The organism is Pseudoalteromonas sp. MEBiC 03607 (genome assembly GCF_004792295.1).
GTDB classification, from domain to species: Bacteria; Pseudomonadota; Gammaproteobacteria; order Enterobacterales; family Alteromonadaceae; genus Pseudoalteromonas; species Pseudoalteromonas lipolytica_C.
Genome location: NZ_SRRY01000001.1, coordinates 1,465,941 through 1,489,423, shown reverse-complemented (window position 1 = coordinate 1,489,423; position 23,483 = coordinate 1,465,941). Strand labels below are relative to the sequence as shown.

The window sequence follows — 23,483 nt, the reverse complement described above, 5'->3', positions numbered from 1 at the left end:
AAGGAAAGCTCAATAACAATGATTTGGAGACACTATGATACTTTCAAAAAAAGCGCTCGCTACGCTTAGCTTTGCAACAATACTGATACTTCCCAGTGCTTATGCGCTTGATAATGGCGTATATACAATTAAATCAAAGTACAGTGCTAAGTTTGTTGAAGTAGAAAGCGCGCAAACCAATGATGGTGCAAATGTTAGTCAGTGGGCTGACACTAATCACGACACCCAGCGCTGGTTAATTACCAATGTTGGTGGTAATAATTATTCAGTTATTAACCTGAACAGCGGTAAGGCCCTTGAAGTGTATGAGTGGTCAACAGCCGATGGTGGCAATGTTGTACAGTACGAATATGCTGATCTCGCCAGCCAACACTGGCAAATAAATGATGAAGGAAGCGGCTATTACAGCTTCATCAATGATCACAGTGGTAAAGCGCTCGACTTATATGAATTTAATGGCAACGATGGCGCAAATATTAGCCAGTGGAGCTACAACGGCAGCGATGCGCAGCAATGGCAGCTAACCAAACTTGCCAATGTTGAATCAACCCCTTTTGATCCATCAACAACCAATGGCGCAGCAGATCACTGGCCACTGACTGGTAGTTTAGTCACCCATGATCCGACTATTGGCTATGAAAATGGCACCTGGTGGATTTTTCAAACTGGCCCAGGAATTTATGGTAAATACTCAAGTGATGGTGTGGCCTGGAATGATGCTTTACCTGTTTTTCCTAATGGACTTGCTTGGTGGGAGAACTATGTGCCTGATCATGATGGAATTGATGTCTGGGCGCCTGAATTAAAACGCTACAATAATCGTAGCTGGCTCTATTATGCCATTTCGACCTTTGGTTCCCGAGTCAGTGCTATCGGTTTAGCATCAGCCAGCAGTGTTGCTGCAGGCGATTGGCGTGATGATGGTTTAGTGATCAACACCACCAATAGCAATAATTACAACGCTATTGACCCCGATCTTGTGGTGGCAAAAGATGGTGCACCTTGGCTAACATTTGGCTCATGGAACTCGGGTATTAAACTAACACGTATCAACCCAATAACGATGAAACCATTTGGTCAAATTTACTCATTGGCAAGTCGTTCAGGTGGTATTGAAGCGCCCACGATTATCTATCGCCAAGGTTACTACTACTTATTTGTATCAATGGGTAAGTGTTGTGAAGGCACTAACAGCACCTACCGCATTGCATACGGTCGCTCTACCGATATTCGCGGCCCTTATCTAGATAAAAATGGCAATAATATGTTATCTGGTGGCGGTAGCATTCTTGATACAGGTAATAATCAATGGGTAGGCCCAGGTGGGCAAGATATTCTAAATACCGATGTGATTGTTCGTCATGCCTATGATGCCGGTGATAATGGCAGACCAAAGCTTCTCATTAGTACTCTTAACTGGGATGCTAATGGTTGGCCTAAATACTAGTTCTCCCCACTAAGCGCGTGCAAACGCGCTTTATTAAAACCTTTCAAAAATACTACGAATAAAGTCAGAATTAAGAATCTGAGTCACAGCCCCACTACACCATAAATAAGCGCGTTGTAGCGGATATCCTTTAAAGATCCAACGCTTACGAACATGATTAAAGTCGTGTAAATAATCCGCCTTTGTTTGCGGTAACGAATCATTGGCTAGCTTCTGCCATGCTTTATAAACCCCACTCATATCGGCACCACGCATAAAACGCTGTAACCAGCGCGGAAACCGTGCAAAGCGAATCGCTGACTGAAAATCAATAATGTAAGGCTTGCCATCTGTTGAACAAATCACATTTCCCAAATTACGTAAATCGAGGTGCACCACGCCGCGGCGGTGCATTTTTGCTACTAAGCGCTCAAACTCTTTAAAGAACTGACCCGATAAATGCTGCTGTTGCATGGCAAGCTGGCGAAGTGGCGTGCCTTCAATAAAATCATAAGCAATAGCAATTGATGACAAACGACAAAAGTTATCGACCACTCCATCTACGTCTTGCAGGCGTGCCAGCCCCTTGTACTCTTGATTGATAAAAAGCGGCGCGATGGTTTTTCTTACCCACCATGGGCTGTGCTGAAAGTCTTTAATAATTAAGTCAAATTGCGCGTCTTTATAACGATAAACAATGGCATTGGCAAAACGGCCTGTGTGAACAACCGACAAACCTTCTGGGTTAAATTGATGAGCTGGAAATTGAGCGTGAAGCTGTGCAAGCAAAGATGATTCGAACATAACAACCCGGACTTGTTAAAATTAAATGCCTAGGCAACTATATTATCAAAATGCGCTAACAGCGACAACGTACCGCTTATAGAAATTTATGCTTTTAAATTATGAATTGCTCTAAACAACAAGCTAGCAAGTTGCTTTTGCTCGTCATCAGAGAAGCCTGTGAGTGCTTTGCGATAGATATCATTTACAGTGGGTAAAATTTCTGGGTAAAGCTGTTGGCCTTTTTCAGTCAGGTATAAAAGAGTTGAACGGCGATCTTCAACTGACTGCTTTTTAGCAACTAAGTCCTTATCTTCTAAACGAGAAAGTAATCGACTCATGGCACCACGGTCATACACCATGTGCTCACAAAGCTCGGCCAAGGTATTTACTTTGCCACGCGCAAGTAGCACAACCACTATGTATTGGGCCGACGTTAGCTCTTTATCCTCTAAAGCATCATCAAGATGAGCCACCAGGTTTGAACGTAAGTAAGAGACTAAGCGACCTAAGTCTTGCACGGGATCTAAATCTTCAATACAGCACTGGCCAATTGATGCAGGTTCTTTCATATTTCCTCTAAAGCGATGAATAGCAATTCATAGACAGTTAATCGGCAAAATAATTCAATCCTATTAGATTGCTTCAACGGCTATGAATAGTGTAGCGTGAAGAAGCTTACTAACTGTCGGGGGCGTTATGCTAACTAAACAACATATTATCAAGTATTTATCTCTTACAATACTGCTACTTCTTTGTTGGCTAGAACATTATAACCATTTCATCATGCGCTTTATCGACAGCGCCCTTGTGCAATCAACCCTAGTGTACGCATCATCTCGTACAGTTAATGCTGCTATATCGCTGTTGCAATCAGCCGAAGTGGGCATTGGTATTGCGAGTATTCAACCTGCACAATTACTCGACCCGGTGAATGACTTAGCAGAATACATGTCAGATGCCATGCGCCTCGCTATCGGCTCATTATTTTTACAACGCATTTTATACACTATTTCTTCGGGGGTTATTTTTAGCGGTGTATTTACTGTTTCGGTCGTCGCTTACTTTATTTGTGAATGGCGTAACTATTTACCTAACTTGCGCCATAAAATTATGGCGAGCCTTATTTTAATTCGTTTTTTAGTGCCAGCAGTGGTGCTTACAACAGGCCTTGTTAGCCAGATATTCTTAGATGAGCAAATAAACCAGCAAAGTGAACTGGTGAGCGAAAAAGTCGAGACGGTGAATAGCAGTGCAAATAATACCTCTGCCCTATCTGCCAAGCTAAAGGCCGAGGTCGATAGTGAAAAACAAACCATCTTCGACAAGCTCTCACTATTAAATGAGCAGCAGATTAAAAACCACCAGCAAGCGACAGAACTCAAAGTTAAGCTGGCAGAGGTTGATAGCCAAATAGAGGCGATTCAAGCAACTCGCAGCTTGTCTGAGCGACTGACCTTTACTGAGCTTGAACAAGCAAAGCCATTACTTGATAAAAAACAGCAATTAACAGCGCAGTTTAATGCAGTACTAAACCAGCAAAGACAGCTGAATCTTGACAAAGACGCCTTAAACGAACAACTAGAAAACCTAAATGCTTCACTCAACCAAGACCAATCGTCACAAGTGAGTAAAATTATAGACACCGTCACCTCTGGCATAAGCAACATGGTGGCTGTCGTCGAAGACTTATTTATCGACTTTTTGAATATCTTGTCACTGCTGATTTTAAAGCTGCTAATAATGCCGTTAATATTTTTATACCTATTCAACAAAGCCTTTAAGGCCATTTGGCAGCGCCGCTTTGTGGATGTGGTAATACAAACAAAGCAACTGGCTGTTAATCGCTGATATTTCAGCTAAAGTTATAAACCTAACTCGTTTTTAAAGGATATAAGTATGACTGAGCAACGCCATAACCACATTCCCCAAGAAGCTTTCGATTGGTACGATGAATACGCCCATGGCTTAATGGACCGTCGCACCTTTATGAAAAAACTGGGGGGTTTAGCTGCCCTTGGCTACTCAATAGCAATGCTAAGTAGCGCTTTATTGCCAAACTATGCATTAGCTGAGCAAGTATCCTTTAATGACCCTGATATTAAAGCCAGCTATAAAACCTTTGATTCGTTAAAAGGTCACGGCGAAGGTAAAGGTTATTTAGTCGAACCTGCTAACTTAACGGATAAGCACCCATTAGTGTTAGTGATCCACGAAAACAGAGGCTTAAACCCTTATATTAAAGATGTTGCTCGCCGCCTTGCTAAAGCCGGTTTTATTGCCTTTGCGCCAGATGCATTACACCCTCTTGGTGGCTACCCCGGTAATGATGATGAAGGCCGCGCCATGCAGCGCTCTATGGATAAAGAAAAAATTCAACAAGACTTTATTGCCGCAGCTGAATACATAAAAAAACACCCAAATAGTAACGGCAAACTCGGTGCGGTAGGCTTTTGCTTTGGTGGATATATGGTTAACTACTTAGCAGCAGTTGATAGCAAATTAATTAATGCGGGCGTGCCCTATTACGGCACTCCGGCCGTTAAAGAGCTCAGACAAAATATCAAAGCCCCACTACTTGTGCACTTAGCCGAGCTTGATAACCGCGTTAATGCAACTTGGCCTGAATACGAGAGCGATTTAAAAGCGCATCAAGTGCCTTACACTATGCACATGTATGAAAAAGCAAACCATGGCTTTCATAACGACTCTACCTCTCGTTATGATGAAAAACAGGCAGAGCTTTCATGGCAGCGCACATTGGCGTTTTTCAATGAGCAATTGATTTAAACAGAGCAATTTCATACACTCTCGAAAAAATTTTAGGCTAAAAAAAAGATGGAATCGCAAGTCAGTTATCGCTTTGACTCACAGCAAACCGCCAATCGGTTTTTAAACAAGCTTAAGCACTGGTCAGTGGCTAAAGTTACTGCGAGTCTTTGCCAAGGGGGTTATGGCGTAAAAATACGCTACGAAGTCGATACCAGTGGCTTTGATTACACTCTTGCAGAGCTTGATGATTTAGCGATGCAACACGAAGGCGAAGAGATTTAACTTTCAGATTCTAGGCATAAAAAAACGGCTAACCAAGGTTAGCCGTTTTTTATTAAAGCAGTACTTACAAATCAAAGCTACGCGAAATAGACGCGACAATTCGCTCGTCTGCATACTCAGAATCAATACTGGTATTCTCACCTGCAATTTCAATATCAAACCCTGCATAGCTCGTTTGATACGCTAGACGATAATGCTTATATGACTTATCGCTGCCATCCCAACTAAACTTATCGCCATCTAATGAATTAGATACATCAAAGCTGGCACGAATTGCATGGTTTGGCGCTACTTCAAATGTGTGCGCTAGCATGTAAATTAAATGGCCTGCACCAGTACCAAAATAGTCCCAAGTATACCAAAAATTAAGCTCTACTTGCCCAATGCTGCTGGCATAACCAAATTTCGAATACACCTCTGGGTAGTTGCCATCGCTTGAGTAATCTTCACCGTGGTAAGAGTAGTAAGCAATACCATAATCAACACTAAGGGCATCCGTTAACTCAGCATAGTTACCAAAATACGCATCCCATTCAATGTCAGTGCCATCGCCAAAATCTACATTTGAAGCCCACGTACCTACATACATACCTGAATCTGCAAAGGCATAATCTAAGCTGCCTTGAATCGCTGGGTCATTCATGGTTTGGCTGACACCATTGAAGGTGTAATCTGATGCCAATGTAACCGTAGTAGATAAGTCAGCCATGGCTGATGTCGATAGTAATGCCAATGGCAACGCTGCTGCTAATACTGTTTGTCTTGTTGTCATGTTGGTTTCCCTTAGCTAACTGTTTCTATTTTTGTGTAATCTAATTTATTGTCTTTTGGTGAACCTTCGATATTTTTCACTGTTTTTAACTTGCTGTAGCCAATAAAGGCAGCACAGCCGAAAAATAACGCAATAACTAGCGCGCCAACCCATTGGATCTGTAAAAAGTCGAACTTAAACAGCAGGGTTAATAACGAAAGCGCCACCACATTTAAGACAATATAATTAACCTTACCAAAACGTTTCACCGTTAAGTTTAGGTTATCTGTGTATAAACGGATCAAAGAATCAAGTGAGTTGATCACAAACACCACACCAACAAACACCATAGCGATGTTTTTCAAGCCTGCTGTTGCAATACCCGCTTCATGGTATTGATACAAAACACTAAACCAGATAGCGATTGGAATAGACGGGAAAATCAACATAGCCGCCAGCACTTGGTAAGTTTTTAAGCCACCCACAAAGCGCGAGGTAAATTGACCAATCATAATACTCCAAGCAAACCACCAAAACAGGTAGAAGGCATGGTAATCATTCAGTGGTAATACAAACTCATTGATGTTGCCAAAGTAACCACCGATCAACGTAAGGTTATCAACAAATGCTGATGTTTGTGCATCAGACCCAACAAAGGCACCGAACCACATAAATGTGATTAAAGCGATAAACAACCAAGTAGTCGAAATACTTAAAAAGCGTACATACTTAATGTCTGTGCTTGAATACACAGCAAAACAAATCGCTGCAAACACCATTAAGTAGAATGTCGGAATAATTGACTCGCCATCACCGAGCGACGGTAAATACCAAGGCAAATTCGACAGCAGTAAAAATGCAGTAAATGCGCATGTCCCAATAATAACAACGTTATTAATTAGTTTTACCAAAGCAATTTCAAAGAACTTTACTTTGGGTTCTATTACACAGAAATAAAAGCACGTAAGGAAATAAAATCCCCAGATCAAGAAGCCCCAAAAACCAAACTCGATGGCTAATGGATTGGCAAACGCATACTCTGGGCTTGCTTTTATGTCTGCATAACCTGCAAACTCTGTCAGTGGAAACATAATCAAGCCAACATCTAGGCCCGATGTAAATAAAATTGCAATGAACGTAAACGTTCTAACCGGTGTGACGCCAACACACCTAACCGTACCCCATTTAAATAAAATAACCGCAATTGCTAACAGGGTAAAAATGATGCCAGCACTAAGCCAAAAGGTCATAGTTACCCCCCCAAAATAAGTAATAATACTTCATTGTTTCTCCAGTTTTATTCCTCGCATTAACGCACCACAAACAACTCGTGATGCGCGCCACTGCAAGCCCCACAGCCGAAACTGCGGGTGGCCTTATTAGATCTCCGAACTACGCTGCGTTGATTGCCATTGTTTTTCCATGGCAACATCTGCAGTTGATGCCGATAATAAAGGCTTACCTAAAATGTGGTCAGCCGCTTTTTCTGCCACCATAATGGTTGGCGCATTTAAATTACCGTTTGGAACGGTTGGGAAGATAGATGAATCCACAACCCGTAAACCTTCGATACCGTGTACTTGAGTTTTCGAGTTAACCACGGCCATCTCATCTTCACCCATCTTGCACGAACATGACGGATGGTAAGCACTCTCAACCGCTTGACGAACAAAAGCATCGATTTCTTCATCGCTTTGAACATCTTTACCGGGTTGAATTTCACCATCGCGATATTCATCAAACGCACTTTGCTCAATAATCTCGCGAGTTAGACGTACGCAAGCTCTAAAGCCTTCAATGTCATCTTTATGCTGTAAGTAGTTAAATTGGATCTTAGGCGCAACCTGAGGATCCGCTGACTTAATCGTTACTGCACCACGGCTTTTTGGTTTGTTATGCCCAACATGAACTTGGAAACCATGACCATCAAAGGCACTTTTACCGTCGTAACGAATTGCAGCTGGTAAAAAGTGATACTGAATATCTGGCCATTCAACGCCCGGTTTTGAACGAATAAATGCACATGATTCAAAGTGATTCGTTGCCCCTAAACCTGAGCGGTTTAGTAACCAACGAGCACCAATTAGTCCTTTTGAAACAAGACCTAACTTGCCGTTTAAAGTAATTGGTTGCTTACACTTATATTGGAAATAAAACTCCAAGTGATCTTGTAAGTTTTGGCCAACACCTGGTAAGTGATGTTTAACCTCAACACCCGCTTCGCTCAGGATGTCTTTATCACCAATACCTGATAGTTGCAGAATATGCGGTGACCCAATTGGACCCGCACTTAAAATAACGTCTTTAGCTGCAAATGCTTGCTGCTTAGAGCCAGATACTGAATACTCAACACCAACGGCTTTTTTGCCTTCTAGCAATACTTTTTCAGCTAAGGCACCGGTGACTAGCGTTAGGTTTTTACGTGACTTAACTGGGTCTAAATACTCACGGCTAGCAGAGCTTCTTACACCGTCTTTAACTGTCATATGCATTGGCCCAAAACCTTCTTGCTGGGCTGCATTGTAGTCATCAGTATGCGCATAACCTGCTTGTTGGCCCGCTTTGATAAAGGCTTTATAAAGCGGGTTAGCCATTTCATTACCGTTATTAACCCCTAATGGGCCGTTATCGCCACGGTAGTTGTTACCACCTAAATAGAATGATTCAGCACGTTTAAAATACGGTAAACAAGCTTGGTAATCCCAGCCATTAGCACCATGTTGCTGCCACTCATCAAAATCTTTGGCATGACCACGTACATACACCATGCCGTTAATCGATGATGAGCCACCTAACACTTTACCGCGTGGGCAGTGCATTTGACGGTTATCTAAATACGGCTCTGGCTCGGTATGAAATTGCCATGCATATTTGTCAGTATTCATTGGGATTGATAGCGCGGTAGGCATCTTTATAAAAATGCTTTTATCGCTACCACCCGTTTCAAGTAATAACACCTTATTAGAAGGGTCTGCTGATAGTCGGTTTGCCAACACGCAGCCTGCTGAGCCAGCACCGACTATGATGTAATCATAGTTCTGTGTACTCATTAAAATGGACTCTCTATATTGCTCATACCCACATAAATCGATTTAGTTTGGGTATAGTGATCTAAAGTTTCGATACCGTTTTCACGGCCAATACCTGATTGCTTGTAACCACCTACAGGCATTTCAGCAGGTGAATTACCATAGCTGTTTATCCAACAAATACCGGCTTGTAATTGATGGATCACGCGGTGTGCGCGCTGAATATCTTTTGTGAACACGCCTGCGGCTAAGCCTAGGTGGGTATCGTTTGCACGCTGAATAACGTCATCTTCATCATCAAACACCAACACACTCATTACTGGGCCAAAGATCTCTTCTTTAACTATGGTCATGTCGTCTTTACAGTCGACAAAAACGGTCGGCTCCACAAAGTAACCGTTTGGCGCAGATGCTGGTGATAGTGCCTTACCGCCGGTTAATAAGGTTGCGCCTTCTTGAATACCTTTATCGATATAGCCAAGTACAAGCTCTTGATGCTTTTTAGAGATAAGCGCCCCTAAATTCACCTCAGGATCCATTGGGTCGCCAGCAATAATATTTTGCTCAGTGCGTGTTTTCAGCTCATCAATAAACTGCTGATAAACATTTTTGTGCACATAAATGCGCGTACAGTTAGTGCAGATTTCACCTTGCGTATAAAAATTACCTAGCATTGCCGCACTAACAGCTTGCGATACATCGGCATCATCAAATACTAGTAACGGCGACTTACCGCCAAGCTCCATGGTCACATCTTTCAGTGAACCGGCAGCGCTTGCCATCACTTTTTTGCCTGTGCCTACTTCACCAGTGAACGACACTTTTTCAATATTTGGGTTTGCTGTTAACCATTGCCCTACTTCAGCAGCGCCTTGCACAACGTTAAATACGCCAGCAGGTACACCCGCTTCGATGAAAATCTCTGCAAGTTTAATTGCGCCAAGTGGTGTTTCTTCTGAAGGTTTGAAAATAACCGCATTACCCGCAGCCAGTGCTGGGCCTGATTTCCAACACGCAATTTGTAGTGGGTAGTTCCATGCACCAATACCGGCACAGATACCTAAAGGCTCTTTACGTGTGTAGTAAAAGTCATTGCCAACCATTTGTTGCTGACCCACTTGCGCAGGCGCAAGACCAGCAAAATATTCGATAACATCGGCGCCAGTTTCAACATCAACACACTCAGCTTCTTGCCAAGGCTTACCCGTATCAAGTACTTCTACTTTTGCCAGCTCATCGTTACGTTCGCGTAAGATTGCCACGGCTTTTAATAAAATACGGCTACGCTCAATTGGCGTCATTGCAGACCATGCTGCAAACCCTTGTTTTGCGCTTTCGATTGCCGCGTTTTGAATAAACTCATCAGCGATTTCAACATGATAAATCACTTCATCCGTTGCAGGATTCTTAACTGCAAAGGTATCGCCAGTTTGATTCTTTAAAAAATGGCCATTAATAAAATTTTCGTAAACAGGTGTGGTCATTTTAGGCTCCATACTGTTTTATCAGTGAGCGAATATAGTCTTTGGCTAATCGCTCACAATGTTCGAATTGATCTTGGTCTGACTTACTTAATACGGCTCTTAGCCATAAACCATCGATCATGGCTGCACTTAGCTCAGCAGATAAATTGGCATCGTTATCGCTCATTAACTGTTTGAATGAGCTTAATAAGTTACTAAATAAACGTTTACTATTTACGTTTTGTAAGCGATGCAACTGGGCGTCGTGCATTGAATGCGCCCAAAAGCTCAACCAAGTTTTGGTGTTGTTGCTTTGCTGCTGAATGCGCGAAAAGTTTGCTTCAACGATAAACATTAATCGTTGCTCTGGGCTAGTATGCGGCGTTACTTGATTCATCAGAGCTTGCTTTAAACTCGTCAATAAATAACGCACAGTGGCTTCAATTAAGCCCTGCTTACCACCAAAATAATGACTGATAATGCCAGACGATAAGCCTGCCTTTTTACTAATGCTATTTATGGTGGTGCCTTGCAAACCAAGCTCTGCAACCGACTCTATTGTGGCGTCAATTAACTGCTGACGACGAACAGGTTCCATTCCAACTTTCGGCATAATTTTTTATTGATTGAACGTTCAATTAAAATAAAGGTTAAGGTAATGAGCATGGCAATTCAAGGTTGACAAATTGTAAACAACCGCAAAGCTACACTCGTAAGTTAAGCTAACCCACTGTTCTTACGTTTATTATCTGAAATATAAAAAAGTTTTAAATTTATTCAAAATAAAGCCTAAAAAGTATGAATTTAAGCTGAAATGTGGAAAAAAGAGAAAATTTATTGCAGGCGTATTTTTAATAAAAAAGCGCTTATAAAAGCGCTCATGTTAGGCTAAAAGTTAAGCTAAGTTCATTCGTGGTATTTACGAATCACCGCTATCTTGCCATCTTCGATTTCGAGCACATCCATAATGGTTTGCGTGTATTCAATTTCTTGCTGGTTTTGCGGGTGTATACCTTTAGCATGATGGGTATAACGTAAAGCAATGGCAGAATCATTAAAAATAAAGGTATCGAGTAAGTTTGCTTGGTATTCAGTGTGCGCACCAAGGTAAAAAGTCATGCCTTTACGCATCATGGCTTTACCATCTGGTTCTCTTGAATCATCGGTTTGATAAGGTAAGTGTTGATTTGCTACATCGTCAGTTAATAAAGCTAAAAAAGCTTCTAACTCTTTTTTAGTCGCATTAGGTGCTTGTGTTGCAACCATGGTATTAAAGTACTGCTGTGCTAATGCTGTGAGCTCTGGGTTAGCTTGCTTTGCTTGGCTGCTAAATGTGCTTAGCAAGCAAATAGCTAGAAAATAAAGGGGCTTCATCGTTATTCCTTGTGGTTTTAGTTAATGACTAATAATCAAACTACAAACCTAAAATAACGACAAAGCACCGAACTATCAACAATTTAGTTTTAAGCTGTTTGTGGCTTTATGATCTCACGTTTATCTAAATAACCGCTGTAACGAGTTGCAATTAACGCAGCTAAACTGATGATAGCGCCAATCCAAGCAGTGTCTTGCAATGAGTAGTTTTCCACGACAATGCCACCTAACACTGAGCCCAGCGCAATACCGATATTAAACGCAGCAATGTTTAACCCAGAGGCCACATCGACGGCATTGGGTGTAAACTTTTCGGCAAGTTTAACCACATAAACTTGCAGCCCAGGCACATTACCAAACGCAAATGCCCCCCATACAAGTATGGTCAGTACCGCAGCGACTTTAGTTTGCATGGTAAAGGTCAGCACCAACAGCACAATACTCAAAGCACTAAAGATAATAGTCAGCGCACTAATGGTGCCTTTTTTATCGGCTAACTTACCACCGTAAATATTACCAACAGCAACCGATACCCCATATACCAGCATGATTAAGCTAATAGTGGCTGATGCAAATCCAGTTTGCTGCTCTAAAATGGGCGCTAAATAGGTAAAAGCAGTAAATGTGCCGCCATAACCAAGTATGGTCATCAAATACACCAGTAAAAGCCTAGGTTGCACCATTACTTTTAATTGCTCACTCAAAGTAGCCGGTTTACTTTGCTTTAAGTTGCTCGGAATTAAAAATGCGCTACCAACAAGTGCAATTATGCCCAGTAAAGACACCACTAAAAAGGTCGCTCGCCAACCAAAGTGCTGACCAATCCAAGTCCCTAATGGCACACCGGTTACCAATGCAACCGTTAAACCAGTAAACATAATCGCAATAGCACTGGCTTCTTTATCTTTACTGACAAGCCCTGTTGCGATGGTTGAACCAATTGAGAAAAACACCCCATGGGCAAGACCAGTTAGAATCCTTGCTGTGATCAAACTGCCATAACTAGGTGCTTGCCAAGCCAGTAAATTACCGATTACAAATAGGCTCATTAAGCTAAGTAATACATGTTTTCGATTCCATCGCCCTGTTAGCGCAGTTAATACTGGCGCCCCCACCGCAACACCCAAAGCATACAAGCTTACAAGTAGCCCGGCACTCGGTAACGAAACCGCTAAATCATCAGCAATAGTTGGCACTAAGCCGACAATCACAAACTCAGTGGTGCCTATGGCAAACGCACTGAGAGTCAACGCTAGTAATGCTATTGGCATCACAAATCCTCTATTTAATTTTGAAAGTGCGGCTATTGTGGCTAAAATTAAATTTGCAAAAAATAGCAGTAGTGACAAAATACTTTTGTCAAAAATGAAAAGGTAAAGCCATGAGCGTGATCTCCAACACCCAAGATTTAGAAGCATTTATTAGCGTGGTTGATACCGGTGGTTTCTCAAGTGCAGCCAATGCCTTGGATGAACAAGTAGCAAAAATATCACGGGCGGTAACTCGGCTCGAAAAATCCTTAGACGTCACTTTATTCAATCGCACCACAAGGCGCATTGAGCTAACCGAAGAAGGTCAGTTATTTTTAGGCTATGCTAGAGAAGCACTGAGTCAGCTCGCACAAGGCGAAGAGGCCTTAAAGCTATTGCACTGTGCGCCATCAGGAAAATTAAGAGTCGATGCCGCAAGTCCATTTGTGTTTCACCAATTAGCACCACATTTAAAAGCCTTTAACCAAGCTTATCCTGACATAAAACTTGAGATCACCAGCCACGACAACATTATCGATTTACTTGAGCATAAAACCGATATTGCTATTCGTATTGGCGAACTTGCTGACTCAAACTTGCATGCACGCACTTTGGGAATCAGTAAGTTACAGCTCGTTGCAAGCCCTGACTATTTAAAAGCGGCACCGCCATTAGATGAGCTAACTGACTTAGCCTTGCACCAGCTTATTGGTTTTACCGATGCGCCGCATTTAAATCACTGGCCGCTAACCACGCCTTTAGACCTTAAATTTTCAATCAGTGCATCAAGTGGTGAAACTGTACGCCAGCTTTGTATTAAAGGTCATGGTATTACCTTGTTGTCGGAATTTATGATCAACGAAGATTTAAAAGCAGGCCGTTTAGTAAAAGTGCTTGAAGGCGAGGTACTGAGCCCTAATCGCCGCGAAAAAGTGCATGCGGTGTATTACCAAAACAGCGGTGTGTCATCACGAGTATTAGCGTTTTTAGACTTTATTGCACCAAGGTTAACGCTCTAGTTATTGCATTTTTAACAAAAGTGTTTTGTGATGACTGGCATTAATTTCATAAATAATTTTCGTTATGCTGAAAGCATATTCGCTTTCAAGGAGCCGTAATGAACAAATTATTCGATACCGTACAACTTGCCGGTCATACTTTAAAAAACCGCATTGTTATGCCACCGATGACTCGCTCTCGCTCATCACAACCGGGTGATATTGCCAATGAGTTAATGGCCGACTACTATGCCCAGCGTGCCAGCGCCGGCTTAATTATTAGCGAAGGCACACAAATATCAGCCCTAGGTAAGGGCTATGCTTGGACACCAGGTATTTACACTGCCGAGCAAATTGCCGGTTGGAAGAAAGTAACCGACAAAGTTCATCAAGCTGGTGGCATTATGTTCGCTCAGCTTTGGCATGTTGGCCGAGTATCTCACCCAAGTAACACAGGTGGCGAGCAACCAATCGCGCCATCTGCGATTGCAGCTAAAGACGTTAAAGTTTTTATTGATGAAGATGACAAACCCGACTTTGTTGCCACAGCACAGCCACGTGCAATGAGTCATGACGACATCAAACAGGTTATAAACGAATACCGCCAAGCTGCCCGTAATGCAGTTGATGCAGGGTTTGATGGTGTTGAACTTCACGCTGCTAATGGTTACTTAATTAATCAATTTATTGATTCAGAGTCGAACCAACGTACTGATGAATACGGCGGCAGTTTAGAAAACCGCTTACGCTTTTTACAACAAGTGACACAAGCGGTATGTGATGAAATTGGCGCTGAGCGTGTTGGCGTGCGCCTTGCACCACTCACAACACTCAATGGTACGGTTGATGATAACCCGTTTGAAACCTATATTGGCGCAGCAAAAGTACTCAATAACCTTAATGTTGCTTACCTACACATTGCCGAAGCTGATTGGGATGATGCGCCTTTAATGGAGCAAAGTTTTAAGCAAGCTCTGCGTGAAAACTATGCCGGATTAATGATTTATGCAGGCAAATACACTGGCGAGAAAGCAGAGCAAGCATTGGCCGCAGGCTGGGCTGATTTAATTGGTTTTGGTCGCCCGTTTGTTGCAAACCCAGATCTGCCAGCGCGCATTGAACAAGGTATTGAGCTTGCTCAGCATGATCCAGATACCCTATTTGGAGGCGGTGCTAAAGGCTACACTGACTACCCTTTAGCAACGCAGTAACGCACTAAAAAAGGTGGCTCGTCAACCAATAGCTCAATACAATAAAGCTGATGTTGGCGAGCGCTCTTAACCACCAAGGAGCAGAACTAAACTGTATTTGGCTGTACTTGCTTACTAATACCAAAGCGCCCATCACAGTAAACCAAGGAGTAAAAAAGAATAGTGGCTTTAACTTCACTAAACTGACTGCTAAATCGTGCAGCGCACCGCTTACAGCAAAGGTCACAACAACCGCACACCAAACCGGCATAATGTCATTGCAAGGCTTCATTACATACCGAGATAAATAATAGCTCCAGACCGGATTCCAATATCGCCAAAACAGATAAAACGAGCTAGCACCTAGAGAACGTGTCAGCATATTGCGCAGCGAGTCTTTATGCCCCAGAGGCACACCTGTTCGTTTTTTAACATATTGAGCAAGGGTAATAGCTGCAGACACCGGCTTTCTCTTTTTATTAATGACTCAATTAGACTACTAAACAGCCAGCAAAAGAGAAACCAAAACAAGGCTAGAAATTGTAACGGTTTATTTTATTCGTATTGGTTTTGCTCAGATAGATAGCTGGTAATCACCCATTACTTCTGCTATCAACATTAGAGGGACACCAATGAAAACTCCATTATCATTGATTTGCTACTGAGTGGAACATTGAAAGTATACCCTAATGGAGTATACTATGATTTATAAAACAAAGGATTTTGTTTCGCGCACGAAAAAAGAAAGTTTGTCTGATATTGATTTAATAAACGCTTGCAAAGAGATGTCAGCAGGCCTTTACGATGCAGACCTAGGTGGTAATGTTTATAAAAAGCGCGTAGCCATGGGCAGTAAAGGAAAAAGAGCGGGTTATAGAACTATCGTCGGGGCTGTAATTGGTGATAAATATTTCTTTCTTTACGCGTTTGCTAAAAACGTTAGGGCTAATATAAATGCTAGAGAAAAGTTAGCATTAAAAGAGTTAGCAAAAGAGTTTATTCGTTTTTCCCAAAGTGAACTTGAGCAACTAGTCGATGATGGCGAACTTTTAATTGTAGGTGATGATCATGAGTGACATATTAAAGTCAGTTCACAAAACAGCGAGTGGATTAAAAAAGTCTGGAGTTATAGACAAAACGACTATGCGTAAATTTGACGCATTGTGCCTTACAAATGTTCATGAATTTACCCCCGAACAAGTTCGTAATTTAAGACTGAAGTACAACCTCTCTCAACCGGTCTTTGCTCAATACTTAAATGTCAGTGACAAGTTAGTTAAAAAATGGGAGCAAGGTGATAGCTCACCAAGAGGAGCAGCATTGAAAATGCTCACTCTGGCAGAGCAAAAAGGGTTGGAAGCAATCGCTTAAGACCAACCCAAAGTACTGCAAACTTAATCACTTACTTCATTAAAGTCACATCTTACTTTTTACTTTATTAGTCGCTTGGCTGGTGGCGGGGTTATCTGGCCAAAAATGTTTTGGATAACGCCCTTTCATTTCTTTTTGCACATCGCGGTAACTCGTTTGCCAAAAGTTAGCTAAGTCTTGGGTTAGCTGTAGCGGTCGCCGCGCTGGTGATAATAGCTCCATTAATAATGGCAGTTTACCTTGGGCCAGCAAAGGCGTGCTGGTCATGCCATACACTTCTTGCATGCGCACACTGAGCTTTGCTGGGCCATCGAGCTGATAGGTCACTTTTACATTTGAACCACTTGGCACAGTTAATCGCAAGGGCAGGTGTTCATTCAATAGGCTTTGCTGCTGCCAATCAAAACAGCTTTTGATCGCTTCGCTGTAATTAAACTTTTTTAATTGCTCAAGGTTCTTAATATCATCCAAATAAGGTGCAAGCCATTGGTTATCGGCAATTAATTCATCATGATTTAAAAGTGGGAATGATTCTGGTAACAGCTTACTTGCCAAACTCATTCGAATAAGTAACTGCTCACTGTCAGGCTGATCATTAAATAACGAAAAGCCCTGCTTACTAAATAAGTTTAACCACGCTTTAGTACGCTCGCTCTTATCTAGGGGCTGTTTACTTGGCTGACTCGCTATGGTGATAGCACCCAGCTTTAGCTCATCTTGATGAATAAAACGCCCTGCTTTTTCATCGTATTCGCAGCGAGTTTGCTCAGTAAATAAATGCGAAAGCTCATCTTCAAGCTCACTTGGCATAAAGGCAACAGCAGCAAAAACACGGTTTCCCTTATGGCCGCCCATGTGAGCAATGGCAATATAATCATCGTTATGCCAAAACTCCTCACTTAAATCGGCGCCCGCACCGTTGGCAAGTAAATAACCATTCCCGCGCTTTTTGGCTAAACGGTCAGGAAAGGCAAGTGCCACCAGCAGCGACAAGTACTCTGTTTTAAGCTCATTAACCGGCTTGAGTTGCAAGCGCGATAGCCAATAATTTAATTGCTGCTTAAATACTGGGTGCGGTTTGCTGTGCTGACTATGTAATGCCAAATTAAGATCAGCTGGCATACTGATGCGGCTTTCAAGCAGTGCCGTTAAATACCCCGCTAATACATAAATACCAGGCATGCGCTGCTCTAGTTGCTTTGCCTTAATGAGCATATGCGAGAGGCGAATATCGGCTCCATAGCTCAGCATTTGGCTACCGAGGGTTGTTAGCTTTTCATTTTCATCAATGGCTTCGAGCATTTTCAAAAGTGCCGTTGCCTGTTTAATCTGCTGGCTACTAGGTGGGTCGAGTAAGCTAAGCTCGGCAAGTGATGCCCCCCACTGCTTTGCCTCTAATAACAATTGACTAATATCACTGGTCAAAATTTCTGGCGCATCATGGCTGTTACGGCGCTCAAAGGTTTGCTTAGAACCTAATCGATACACAACCCCCGGCTCAATTCGCCCAGCACGACCAGCGCGCTGTATGGCAGAAGAACGAGAAATACTTTGCGTAACAAGCTCTGTAACACCGGTTTTTAAATTGAAATTGGCAGCACGGCGTTTGCCGCTATCAACCACAATGCGTATTCCTTCAATGGTCAAACTGGTTTCAGCGACATTGGTGGTTAATACCACTTTGCGTTTACCATTTTTAGCAGGCGCGATAGCAGCTTGTTGCTCGTTTTTATTTTGCTCACCATACAAGCTAAATACTTCGACGCTATCACCTAAATCATTTAAAGACTGCTGAACGCGCATGATTTCACGCTGCCCTGGCAAAAATACTAAAGCACTGCCCGTTTGCTCACTAAGCGCCTGTTTTATTACTGCAGGTATGTCATCCAGCCAGCGGCTTTCGTCTTTAAGTGGAATATACACTTCATCAATTGGGTAGCTTCGTCCTTGTGATGAGATGATAGGGCAGCTGAAAAACTCACTGTAACGTTCGCCGTCTAAGGTTGCCGACATCAGTAAGATTTTTAAATCATCGCGAAGTGCAGCTTGTGTTTCAAGGGCAAATGCCAAAGCCGTATCTGCGGCAATTGAGCGCTCATGAAATTCATCAAATATAAGTAAATCAACATCACTAAGCTCTGGATCATTTTGCAACATACGCGTCAGCATGCCTTCGGTGACAATTTCAAGCTTAGTTGCAGAACTAGCTTTTGATTCGCCACGAATGCGTAAGCCGACACTGTCGCCAACTTTTTCATTTTGCTGACTTGCCAAGTACTGAGCAATATTGCGTGCGGCGAGTCGTCTTGGCTCTAACATAACAATGCGTTTAAAGTGCCCTTCGCGCATTAAGGTAAGAGGTAGCCATGTTGATTTACCCGCTCCCGGTGGCGCTTGCAATAAGGCCATAGGGTTACTCTGTAATGTTGTTAACAGGGATTGATAAATATCTTCAACTGGCAGCACGTTAGGTATCTCTTACTTTCTTTTCGCGCATTGTATCAAAAAATTACAGGCAGGGATGAGTAGCCTTAAATTGCATGAAATAATTACACGCTTCAACCTTTAAACAGGTACAAATTGCAATTAGATAACTCCACCAACTAACACAAAAAATTAAAAATCAATAATATCAATTGTTTACTTACAAGGCTGGAGTGGCATAACGATTGCTCTTACTAACACGAATGTTTAACAAAGTAAGGAGATTATGATGAACAGCGATCGTTTAGAAGGTAATTGGAAAGAACTTAAAGGTAAAGCGCAACGTAAATGGGGCGAACTTACTGATGGTGATTTAGATGTGATTGAGGGTAGCCGTAAAGAGCTTGTTGGTAAAATCCAGCAAAAATACGGTAAATCGAAAGAAGAAGCTGAGCGTGAAGTCAGCGACTTTGAAAAAAGCCATTAATTTGAGCAATAAATAAAGCCGCTAATTGCGGCTTTATTTATCAAGCAGGCTCATGCTTTGCTAAATCAACTTCAGCAACCGTTTGATTTTTACCTTGCGATTTAGCACGGTAAAGTCGCTTATCAGCAATGTTTAAGCAATGATCCATGCTCTCATCAGCGACGCGCACGTATAAGCCAATACTTAAGGTGACATGAAAACGATGCTGGCCGCTCGTAAATGGCTTTTCAGCGAGCTTTTTATGAATGTTGTCTGCAACTTGGTAGGCCCGTTGTTCATTCCCCGCAGGAATAACAATTAAAAACTCTTCGCCGCCCCAACGGGAAATAACATCTTCTTCTGTGCACACTTCTTTAAAGACATCAGAGAAAAATATTAGCACCTCATCGCCCACTTGATGACCATAGGTGTCGTTGATTTGTTTAAAGTTATCAACATCCATCAGCAAGAACACAGCCCCTTCGCCAAAGCGTTTATCTTGTAAGCACTCAGTTGCAAAGCGACGATTTACCAGTTCAGTCATTGCATCATAGCGAGCAAGCTTTTGATTAATTTTAAGTTGCTTCATTAACTCTAAACTGTATTTGTTGCGGTAATATTCGTAGAAGCCACCCAAAATACATAAAATAGAGAAGCACAGCATGACCCGCGTTGGAAAGTAATGACTCGAATAACTGTAATAACCAAATTGATCGGTAAAATAGAAAAGCACTGAGATAATAATGGCAAGCAGGATAAGATCGAACGCTCCGCGCTTTAAGCCACGAATAAAAAATGTTACTGGGGATACAATAAATAGCCATAACGGCCCTGTGCCATTACTGCCACCCGAGACAGTTAAGAAGCACATCATTGCATAAAGTGCGTACAGCATGAGTACTGAAATAAATTGATCACGCCCCTTTATTAAAAAAGGCAAAGCAAAAATAACAACGCCAACAATTAATAAATAACTTAATGCGATGTAGCCATCTTGATAACTTGTGACCGACATCAACAAAGAGGTCACTGCACCAATAAATGCAAATACGCGTAAGAATCGCGCTTTATCTCTCTCGCTTGCATTCACAGTATCAATCACAATTTCACCTTAGATTCCTTGCTCAACCTCAATAACTTTAACACAAATATTTAAATTAGAAGGAATTTGCCAGTACTAAAGCAATTAAAAAGAAAAAAGTATGAAAAAAATGGGCATAAAAAAACGAGCCATTTGAGGCTCGTTTTTAATTCAAACTAAAGGTTATTATTCTGGCTCATAGCCCAAATTAGGCGACAACCAACGCTCAGCTTCAGCAAGTGTCATGTTGGTACGCTTAGCGTAATCTTCAACCTGATCTTTTTGAATTTGCGCCACTGCGTAGTATTTCGCTTCAGGGTGAGAGAAATACCAACCAGAAACTGCAGCACCCGGCCACATTGCGTATGAACTGGTTAGCTTCATGCCAATACGCTGTTCGGTATCAAGTAACTGCCAGATTTTCTTCTTCTCGGTATGCTCAGGACAAGCAGGATAACCTGGCGCTGGGCGAATACCTTGGTAGTTTTCACGAATAAGTTCATCATTCGATAGATTTTCATCTACCGCATAGCCCCAATATTCTTTACGCACTTGTTCATGCAAATATTCAGCAAACGCTTCTGCTAAACGGTCAGCAACGGCTTTAACCATGATCTTATTGTAATCATCTTGCTTGGCATCGAAGGCATAGGCAAGGTCATCCTCTTCAAGACCACCAGTTACCGCAAAAGCACCAAAGTAATCAGGGATGCCTTTTGGCGCGATATAATCGGCTAAGCAGTAGTTAGCAAAGTCGGTTTTTTCAGTTTGCTGACGTAAATGACACGATGTAGTTAAAAGCGTTGTACGCGACTCATCGGTGTAAATCTCAATGTCATCCCCTACTCGGTTTGCTGGGAATAAACCAATTACACCAAGAGGTTGTAGCGCACCTGATTGCTCAAGTTCATCAAGCATTGCATTGGCATCAGCAAATAAGCTTTTAGCTTGTTCGCCAACAATTTCATCTTCAAGAATACGTGGGTACTTACCTGCAATTGACCACGTCATGAAATAAGGTGTCCAGTCGATGTACTGTCTTAACGTCGCAATCGAAACATCTTTAAACTCTGTGACACCTAGCTTTTTCGGCACAGGTGGTGTGTAGTTGTCCCAATCAAGTTTTACAGCGTTGTCGCGAGCACGCTGTAAAGTAACGGGTTTTGAGCGCGGCTTTTTACGTGCTTGTTGTTCACGTACTTTTTCATACTCAGTCTTGGTTTTCTCTAAAAATGCTGGCTTTAACTCTTTAGACAGTAAATTAGAAACCACACCCACAGCACGGCTGGCGTTATTTACGTAAACCACACCTTTATCATACTGAGGTTCAATTTTAACCGCGGTATGCGCTTTAGAGGTTGTTGCACCACCAATCAGTAGCGGTAATTCAAAACCACGACGGGTCATTTCTTTGGCAACATGCACCATTTCATCAAGGGATGGGGTAATAAGCCCTGATAAACCAATAATGTCGGCTTTTTCGTCAATGGCGGTTTGCAAAATTTTCTCTGCAGGCACCATCACACCAAGGTCGATAACCTCGTAGTTATTACATTGCAGTACCACGCCTACGATATTTTTACCAATGTCGTGTACGTCGCCCTTAACGGTTGCCATAACCACTTTACCATTGGTTGCGCCCTCTTCTTTTTCTGCTTCAATGAAAGGGTCAAGATAGGCAACGGCGCGTTTCATTACACGAGCAGATTTAACAACCTGAGGTAAGAACATTTTACCCGCGCCAAATAAGTCACCTACAACGTTCATGCCGTCCATAAGCGGGCCTTCGATCACTTCGATAGGCTTAGCTTTGCTCTTGCGGCACTCTTCGGTATCTTCATCGATGTATTCGGTAATGCCTTTTACTAGCGCATGTTCAAGGCGCTTTTCAACAGGCCATGTACGCCATTCTAAGTCTTCAACTTTTTCTGCTTGCGCCATACCTGAGTATTTGGGTGCAAGTTCAACAAGTCGCTCACCAGCACCTGAGTCGGTATTGAGGATCACATCTTCTACAGCTTTACGCAGCTCTTCAGGGATATCATCGTAAACCGCTAATTGGCCCGCATTTACAATGCCCATGTCCATACCCGCTTTAATCGCGTGGTATAAAAACACTGAGTGAATAGCTTCACGTACTGGGTTATTACCTCGGAACGAGAACGACACATTCGATACACCCCCCGACACTTTACAGTGCGGTAAGCCTTGCTTAATTCGGCGCGTACCTTCGATAAACTCAACAGCGTAGTTATCGTGCTCTTCAATGCCCGTTGCGACGGCAAAAATGTTCGGGTCAAAAATAATGTCTTCTGGCGGAAAGCCAATATCATCAACGAGTATTTTGTAACTACGCTGACAAATCTCGAACTTACGATCAGCAGTTTCTGCTTGCCCGGTTTCATCAAACGCCATTACAACCGCAGCAGCACCAAAGCGTTTAATTAACTTAGCTTGGCGGATGAACGGCTCTTCACCTTCTTTAAGTGAAATTGAGTTAACAATGGCCTTACCTTGAATACACTTTAAGCCTGCTTCAATCACATCCCATTTCGATGAGTCGACCATGATAGGTACTTTTGAGATATCAGGCTCTGAGGCAATTAAGTTTAAAAACTTTACCATCGCCGCTTTCGAGTCCAACATGGCTTCATCCATATTGATATCAATCACTTGCGCGCCATTTTCAACTTGTTCACGGGCAACATCGAGAGCGGTCTCGTAATCTTCTTCCATGATCAAGCGCTTAAACTTAGCCGAGCCTGTTACATTTGTACGCTCACCGACGTTAGTAAATACAGCAATTTGGTCAGTCATGTCGGT

General features: G+C 42.4%; 22 protein-coding genes. 9 read left to right on the top strand and 13 right to left on the bottom strand.

The window, feature by feature from the left end; genetic code table 11:
- The first annotated feature begins 34 nt into the window (after positions 1–34).
- Complete coding sequence (locus E5N72_RS06780) at positions 35–1,447, top strand: family 43 glycosylhydrolase (RefSeq protein ID WP_135923771.1); 1,413 nt, start codon at positions 35–37, stop codon at positions 1,445–1,447.
- Positions 1,448–1,480: 33 nt separating this feature from the next.
- Here E5N72_RS06780 and E5N72_RS06775 read toward each other — a convergent pair whose 3' ends face one another.
- Positions 1,481–2,230, bottom strand: a complete 750-nt coding sequence (locus E5N72_RS06775) for an RIO1 family regulatory kinase/ATPase (protein ID WP_135923770.1) — start codon at positions 2,228–2,230, stop codon at positions 1,481–1,483.
- 86 nt (positions 2,231–2,316) lie between these two features.
- The gene (locus tag E5N72_RS06770; RefSeq protein WP_135923769.1) at positions 2,317–2,781 is read right to left on the bottom strand and encodes a MarR family transcriptional regulator; all 465 of its coding nucleotides are present in this window, start codon (positions 2,779–2,781) and stop codon (positions 2,317–2,319) included.
- A 127-nt stretch (positions 2,782–2,908) separates the two neighbouring features.
- On the opposite strand from E5N72_RS06770, the gene E5N72_RS06765 reads away from it, so the two are divergent.
- The 3 genes from E5N72_RS06765 to E5N72_RS06755 are packed head-to-tail and all read left to right on the top strand — an operon-like array spanning position 2,909 to position 5,263.
- The gene (locus E5N72_RS06765; RefSeq protein WP_135923768.1) at positions 2,909–4,060 is read left to right on the top strand and encodes a hypothetical protein; all 1,152 of its coding nucleotides are present in this window, start codon (positions 2,909–2,911) and stop codon (positions 4,058–4,060) included.
- A 48-nt stretch (positions 4,061–4,108) separates the two neighbouring features.
- Positions 4,109–4,999: a dienelactone hydrolase family protein gene (locus E5N72_RS06760; protein WP_135923767.1), complete on the top strand. Its 891-nt coding sequence runs from the start codon at positions 4,109–4,111 to the stop codon at positions 4,997–4,999.
- Positions 5,000–5,047: 48 nt separating this feature from the next.
- Positions 5,048–5,263: a hypothetical protein gene (locus E5N72_RS06755; protein WP_054562273.1), complete on the top strand. Its 216-nt coding sequence runs from the start codon at positions 5,048–5,050 to the stop codon at positions 5,261–5,263.
- Between the two features lie 64 nt (positions 5,264–5,327).
- Here E5N72_RS06755 and E5N72_RS06750 read toward each other — a convergent pair whose 3' ends face one another.
- The 7 genes from E5N72_RS06750 to E5N72_RS06720 form a co-directional block, all read right to left on the bottom strand.
- Positions 5,328–6,035 (bottom strand): TorF family putative porin, encoded by a 708-nt coding sequence (locus E5N72_RS06750; RefSeq protein WP_135923766.1) that lies wholly within the window; start codon positions 6,033–6,035, stop codon positions 5,328–5,330.
- A gap of 11 nt (positions 6,036–6,046) precedes the next feature.
- Entirely contained in the window at positions 6,047–7,264 is a 1,218-nt protein-coding gene (locus E5N72_RS06745) for a BCCT family transporter (RefSeq protein WP_135923765.1), read from the bottom strand.
- Positions 7,265–7,393: 129 nt separating this feature from the next.
- Complete coding sequence (gene betA, locus E5N72_RS06740; protein WP_135923764.1) at positions 7,394–9,064, bottom strand: choline dehydrogenase; 1,671 nt, start codon at positions 9,062–9,064, stop codon at positions 7,394–7,396.
- A complete protein-coding gene (gene betB, locus E5N72_RS06735) occupies positions 9,064–10,527 on the bottom strand; it encodes a betaine-aldehyde dehydrogenase (RefSeq protein WP_054554308.1) in 1,464 nt (487 codons plus the stop codon). Before betB ends, betA begins: the two co-directional genes overlap by 1 nt.
- A 1-nt stretch (position 10,528) precedes the next feature.
- Positions 10,529–11,119, bottom strand: a complete 591-nt coding sequence (gene betI / locus E5N72_RS06730) for a transcriptional regulator BetI (protein WP_135923763.1) — start codon at positions 11,117–11,119, stop codon at positions 10,529–10,531.
- A 293-nt stretch (positions 11,120–11,412) separates the two neighbouring features.
- Positions 11,413–11,880 carry a nuclear transport factor 2 family protein gene (locus E5N72_RS06725; protein WP_105181405.1) on the bottom strand — a complete coding sequence of 156 codons (468 nt, stop codon included), beginning with the start codon at positions 11,878–11,880 and terminating at the stop codon, positions 11,413–11,415.
- Positions 11,881–11,969: 89 nt separating this feature from the next.
- Positions 11,970–13,151, bottom strand: coding sequence for an MFS transporter (locus E5N72_RS06720; protein ID WP_135923762.1), 1,182 nt, complete (start codon positions 13,149–13,151; stop codon positions 11,970–11,972).
- A gap of 110 nt (positions 13,152–13,261) precedes the next feature.
- On the opposite strand from E5N72_RS06720, the gene E5N72_RS06715 reads away from it, so the two are divergent.
- A complete protein-coding gene (locus E5N72_RS06715; RefSeq protein WP_135923761.1) occupies positions 13,262–14,149 on the top strand; it encodes a LysR substrate-binding domain-containing protein in 888 nt (295 codons plus the stop codon).
- Between the two features lie 98 nt (positions 14,150–14,247).
- On the top strand, positions 14,248–15,339 hold the full coding sequence (locus tag E5N72_RS06710; RefSeq protein WP_135923760.1) for an alkene reductase: 1,092 nt from the start codon (positions 14,248–14,250) through the stop codon (positions 15,337–15,339).
- Between the two features lie 4 nt (positions 15,340–15,343).
- Here the strand turns inward: E5N72_RS06710 and E5N72_RS06705 are convergent, their stop codons facing one another.
- Positions 15,344–15,781 carry an acyltransferase gene (locus tag E5N72_RS06705; RefSeq protein ID WP_135923759.1) on the bottom strand — a complete coding sequence of 146 codons (438 nt, stop codon included), beginning with the start codon at positions 15,779–15,781 and terminating at the stop codon, positions 15,344–15,346.
- A gap of 238 nt (positions 15,782–16,019) precedes the next feature.
- On the opposite strand from E5N72_RS06705, the gene E5N72_RS06700 reads away from it, so the two are divergent.
- Both E5N72_RS06700 and E5N72_RS06695 read left to right on the top strand, forming a co-directional pair.
- Positions 16,020–16,394, top strand: coding sequence for a type II toxin-antitoxin system RelE/ParE family toxin (locus tag E5N72_RS06700; protein WP_135923758.1), 375 nt, complete (start codon positions 16,020–16,022; stop codon positions 16,392–16,394).
- On the top strand, positions 16,387–16,689 hold the full coding sequence (locus tag E5N72_RS06695; protein ID WP_135923757.1) for a DNA-binding transcriptional regulator: 303 nt from the start codon (positions 16,387–16,389) through the stop codon (positions 16,687–16,689). The genes E5N72_RS06700 and E5N72_RS06695 overlap by 8 nt, the downstream gene beginning before the upstream one ends.
- A gap of 45 nt (positions 16,690–16,734) precedes the next feature.
- Here the strand turns inward: E5N72_RS06695 and hrpB are convergent, their stop codons facing one another.
- Positions 16,735–19,155: an ATP-dependent helicase HrpB gene (gene hrpB / locus E5N72_RS06690; protein WP_135923756.1), complete on the bottom strand. Its 2,421-nt coding sequence runs from the start codon at positions 19,153–19,155 to the stop codon at positions 16,735–16,737.
- A gap of 247 nt (positions 19,156–19,402) precedes the next feature.
- Between hrpB and E5N72_RS06685 the strand changes: the two genes are divergently transcribed.
- Positions 19,403–19,600, top strand: a complete 198-nt coding sequence (locus E5N72_RS06685; RefSeq protein WP_135926245.1) for a CsbD family protein — start codon at positions 19,403–19,405, stop codon at positions 19,598–19,600.
- A 40-nt stretch (positions 19,601–19,640) separates the two neighbouring features.
- Here E5N72_RS06685 and E5N72_RS06680 read toward each other — a convergent pair whose 3' ends face one another.
- On the bottom strand, positions 19,641–20,681 hold the full coding sequence (locus tag E5N72_RS06680) for a GGDEF domain-containing protein (RefSeq protein ID WP_135923755.1): 1,041 nt from the start codon (positions 20,679–20,681) through the stop codon (positions 19,641–19,643).
- Positions 20,682–20,846: 165 nt separating this feature from the next.
- Complete coding sequence (metH, locus tag E5N72_RS06675) at positions 20,847–23,477, bottom strand: methionine synthase (RefSeq protein WP_135923754.1); 2,631 nt, start codon at positions 23,475–23,477, stop codon at positions 20,847–20,849.
- Positions 23,478–23,483: the final 6 nt, after the last annotated feature.

Excerpts from the sequence above, each read along its gene's own strand:
- E5N72_RS06780 (WP_135923771.1), top strand. The coding sequence starts at position 35 with ATGATACTTTCAAAAAAAGCGCTCGCTACGCTTAGCTTTGCAACAATA.
- E5N72_RS06775 (WP_135923770.1), bottom strand. The coding sequence starts at position 2,230 with ATGTTCGAATCATCTTTGCTTGCACAGCTTCACGCTCAATTTCCAGCT.
- E5N72_RS06770 (WP_135923769.1), bottom strand. The coding sequence starts at position 2,781 with ATGAAAGAACCTGCATCAATTGGCCAGTGCTGTATTGAAGATTTAGAT.
- E5N72_RS06765 (WP_135923768.1), top strand. The coding sequence starts at position 2,909 with ATGCTAACTAAACAACATATTATCAAGTATTTATCTCTTACAATACTG.
- E5N72_RS06760 (WP_135923767.1), top strand. The coding sequence starts at position 4,109 with ATGACTGAGCAACGCCATAACCACATTCCCCAAGAAGCTTTCGATTGG.
- E5N72_RS06755 (WP_054562273.1), top strand. The coding sequence starts at position 5,048 with ATGGAATCGCAAGTCAGTTATCGCTTTGACTCACAGCAAACCGCCAAT.
- E5N72_RS06750 (WP_135923766.1), bottom strand. The coding sequence starts at position 6,035 with ATGACAACAAGACAAACAGTATTAGCAGCAGCGTTGCCATTGGCATTA.
- E5N72_RS06745 (WP_135923765.1), bottom strand. The coding sequence starts at position 7,264 with ATGACCTTTTGGCTTAGTGCTGGCATCATTTTTACCCTGTTAGCAATT.
- betA (WP_135923764.1), bottom strand. The coding sequence starts at position 9,064 with ATGAGTACACAGAACTATGATTACATCATAGTCGGTGCTGGCTCAGCA.
- betB (WP_054554308.1), bottom strand. The coding sequence starts at position 10,527 with ATGACCACACCTGTTTACGAAAATTTTATTAATGGCCATTTTTTAAAG.
- betI (WP_135923763.1), bottom strand. The coding sequence starts at position 11,119 with ATGCCGAAAGTTGGAATGGAACCTGTTCGTCGTCAGCAGTTAATTGAC.
- E5N72_RS06725 (WP_105181405.1), bottom strand. The coding sequence starts at position 11,880 with ATGAAGCCCCTTTATTTTCTAGCTATTTGCTTGCTAAGCACATTTAGC.
- E5N72_RS06720 (WP_135923762.1), bottom strand. The coding sequence starts at position 13,151 with ATGCCAATAGCATTACTAGCGTTGACTCTCAGTGCGTTTGCCATAGGC.
- E5N72_RS06715 (WP_135923761.1), top strand. The coding sequence starts at position 13,262 with ATGAGCGTGATCTCCAACACCCAAGATTTAGAAGCATTTATTAGCGTG.
- E5N72_RS06710 (WP_135923760.1), top strand. The coding sequence starts at position 14,248 with ATGAACAAATTATTCGATACCGTACAACTTGCCGGTCATACTTTAAAA.
- E5N72_RS06700 (WP_135923758.1), top strand. The coding sequence starts at position 16,020 with ATGATTTATAAAACAAAGGATTTTGTTTCGCGCACGAAAAAAGAAAGT.
- E5N72_RS06695 (WP_135923757.1), top strand. The coding sequence starts at position 16,387 with ATGAGTGACATATTAAAGTCAGTTCACAAAACAGCGAGTGGATTAAAA.
- E5N72_RS06685 (WP_135926245.1), top strand. The coding sequence starts at position 19,403 with ATGAACAGCGATCGTTTAGAAGGTAATTGGAAAGAACTTAAAGGTAAA.
- metH (WP_135923754.1), bottom strand. The coding sequence starts at position 23,477 with ATGACTGACCAAATTGCTGTATTTACTAACGTCGGTGAGCGTACAAAT.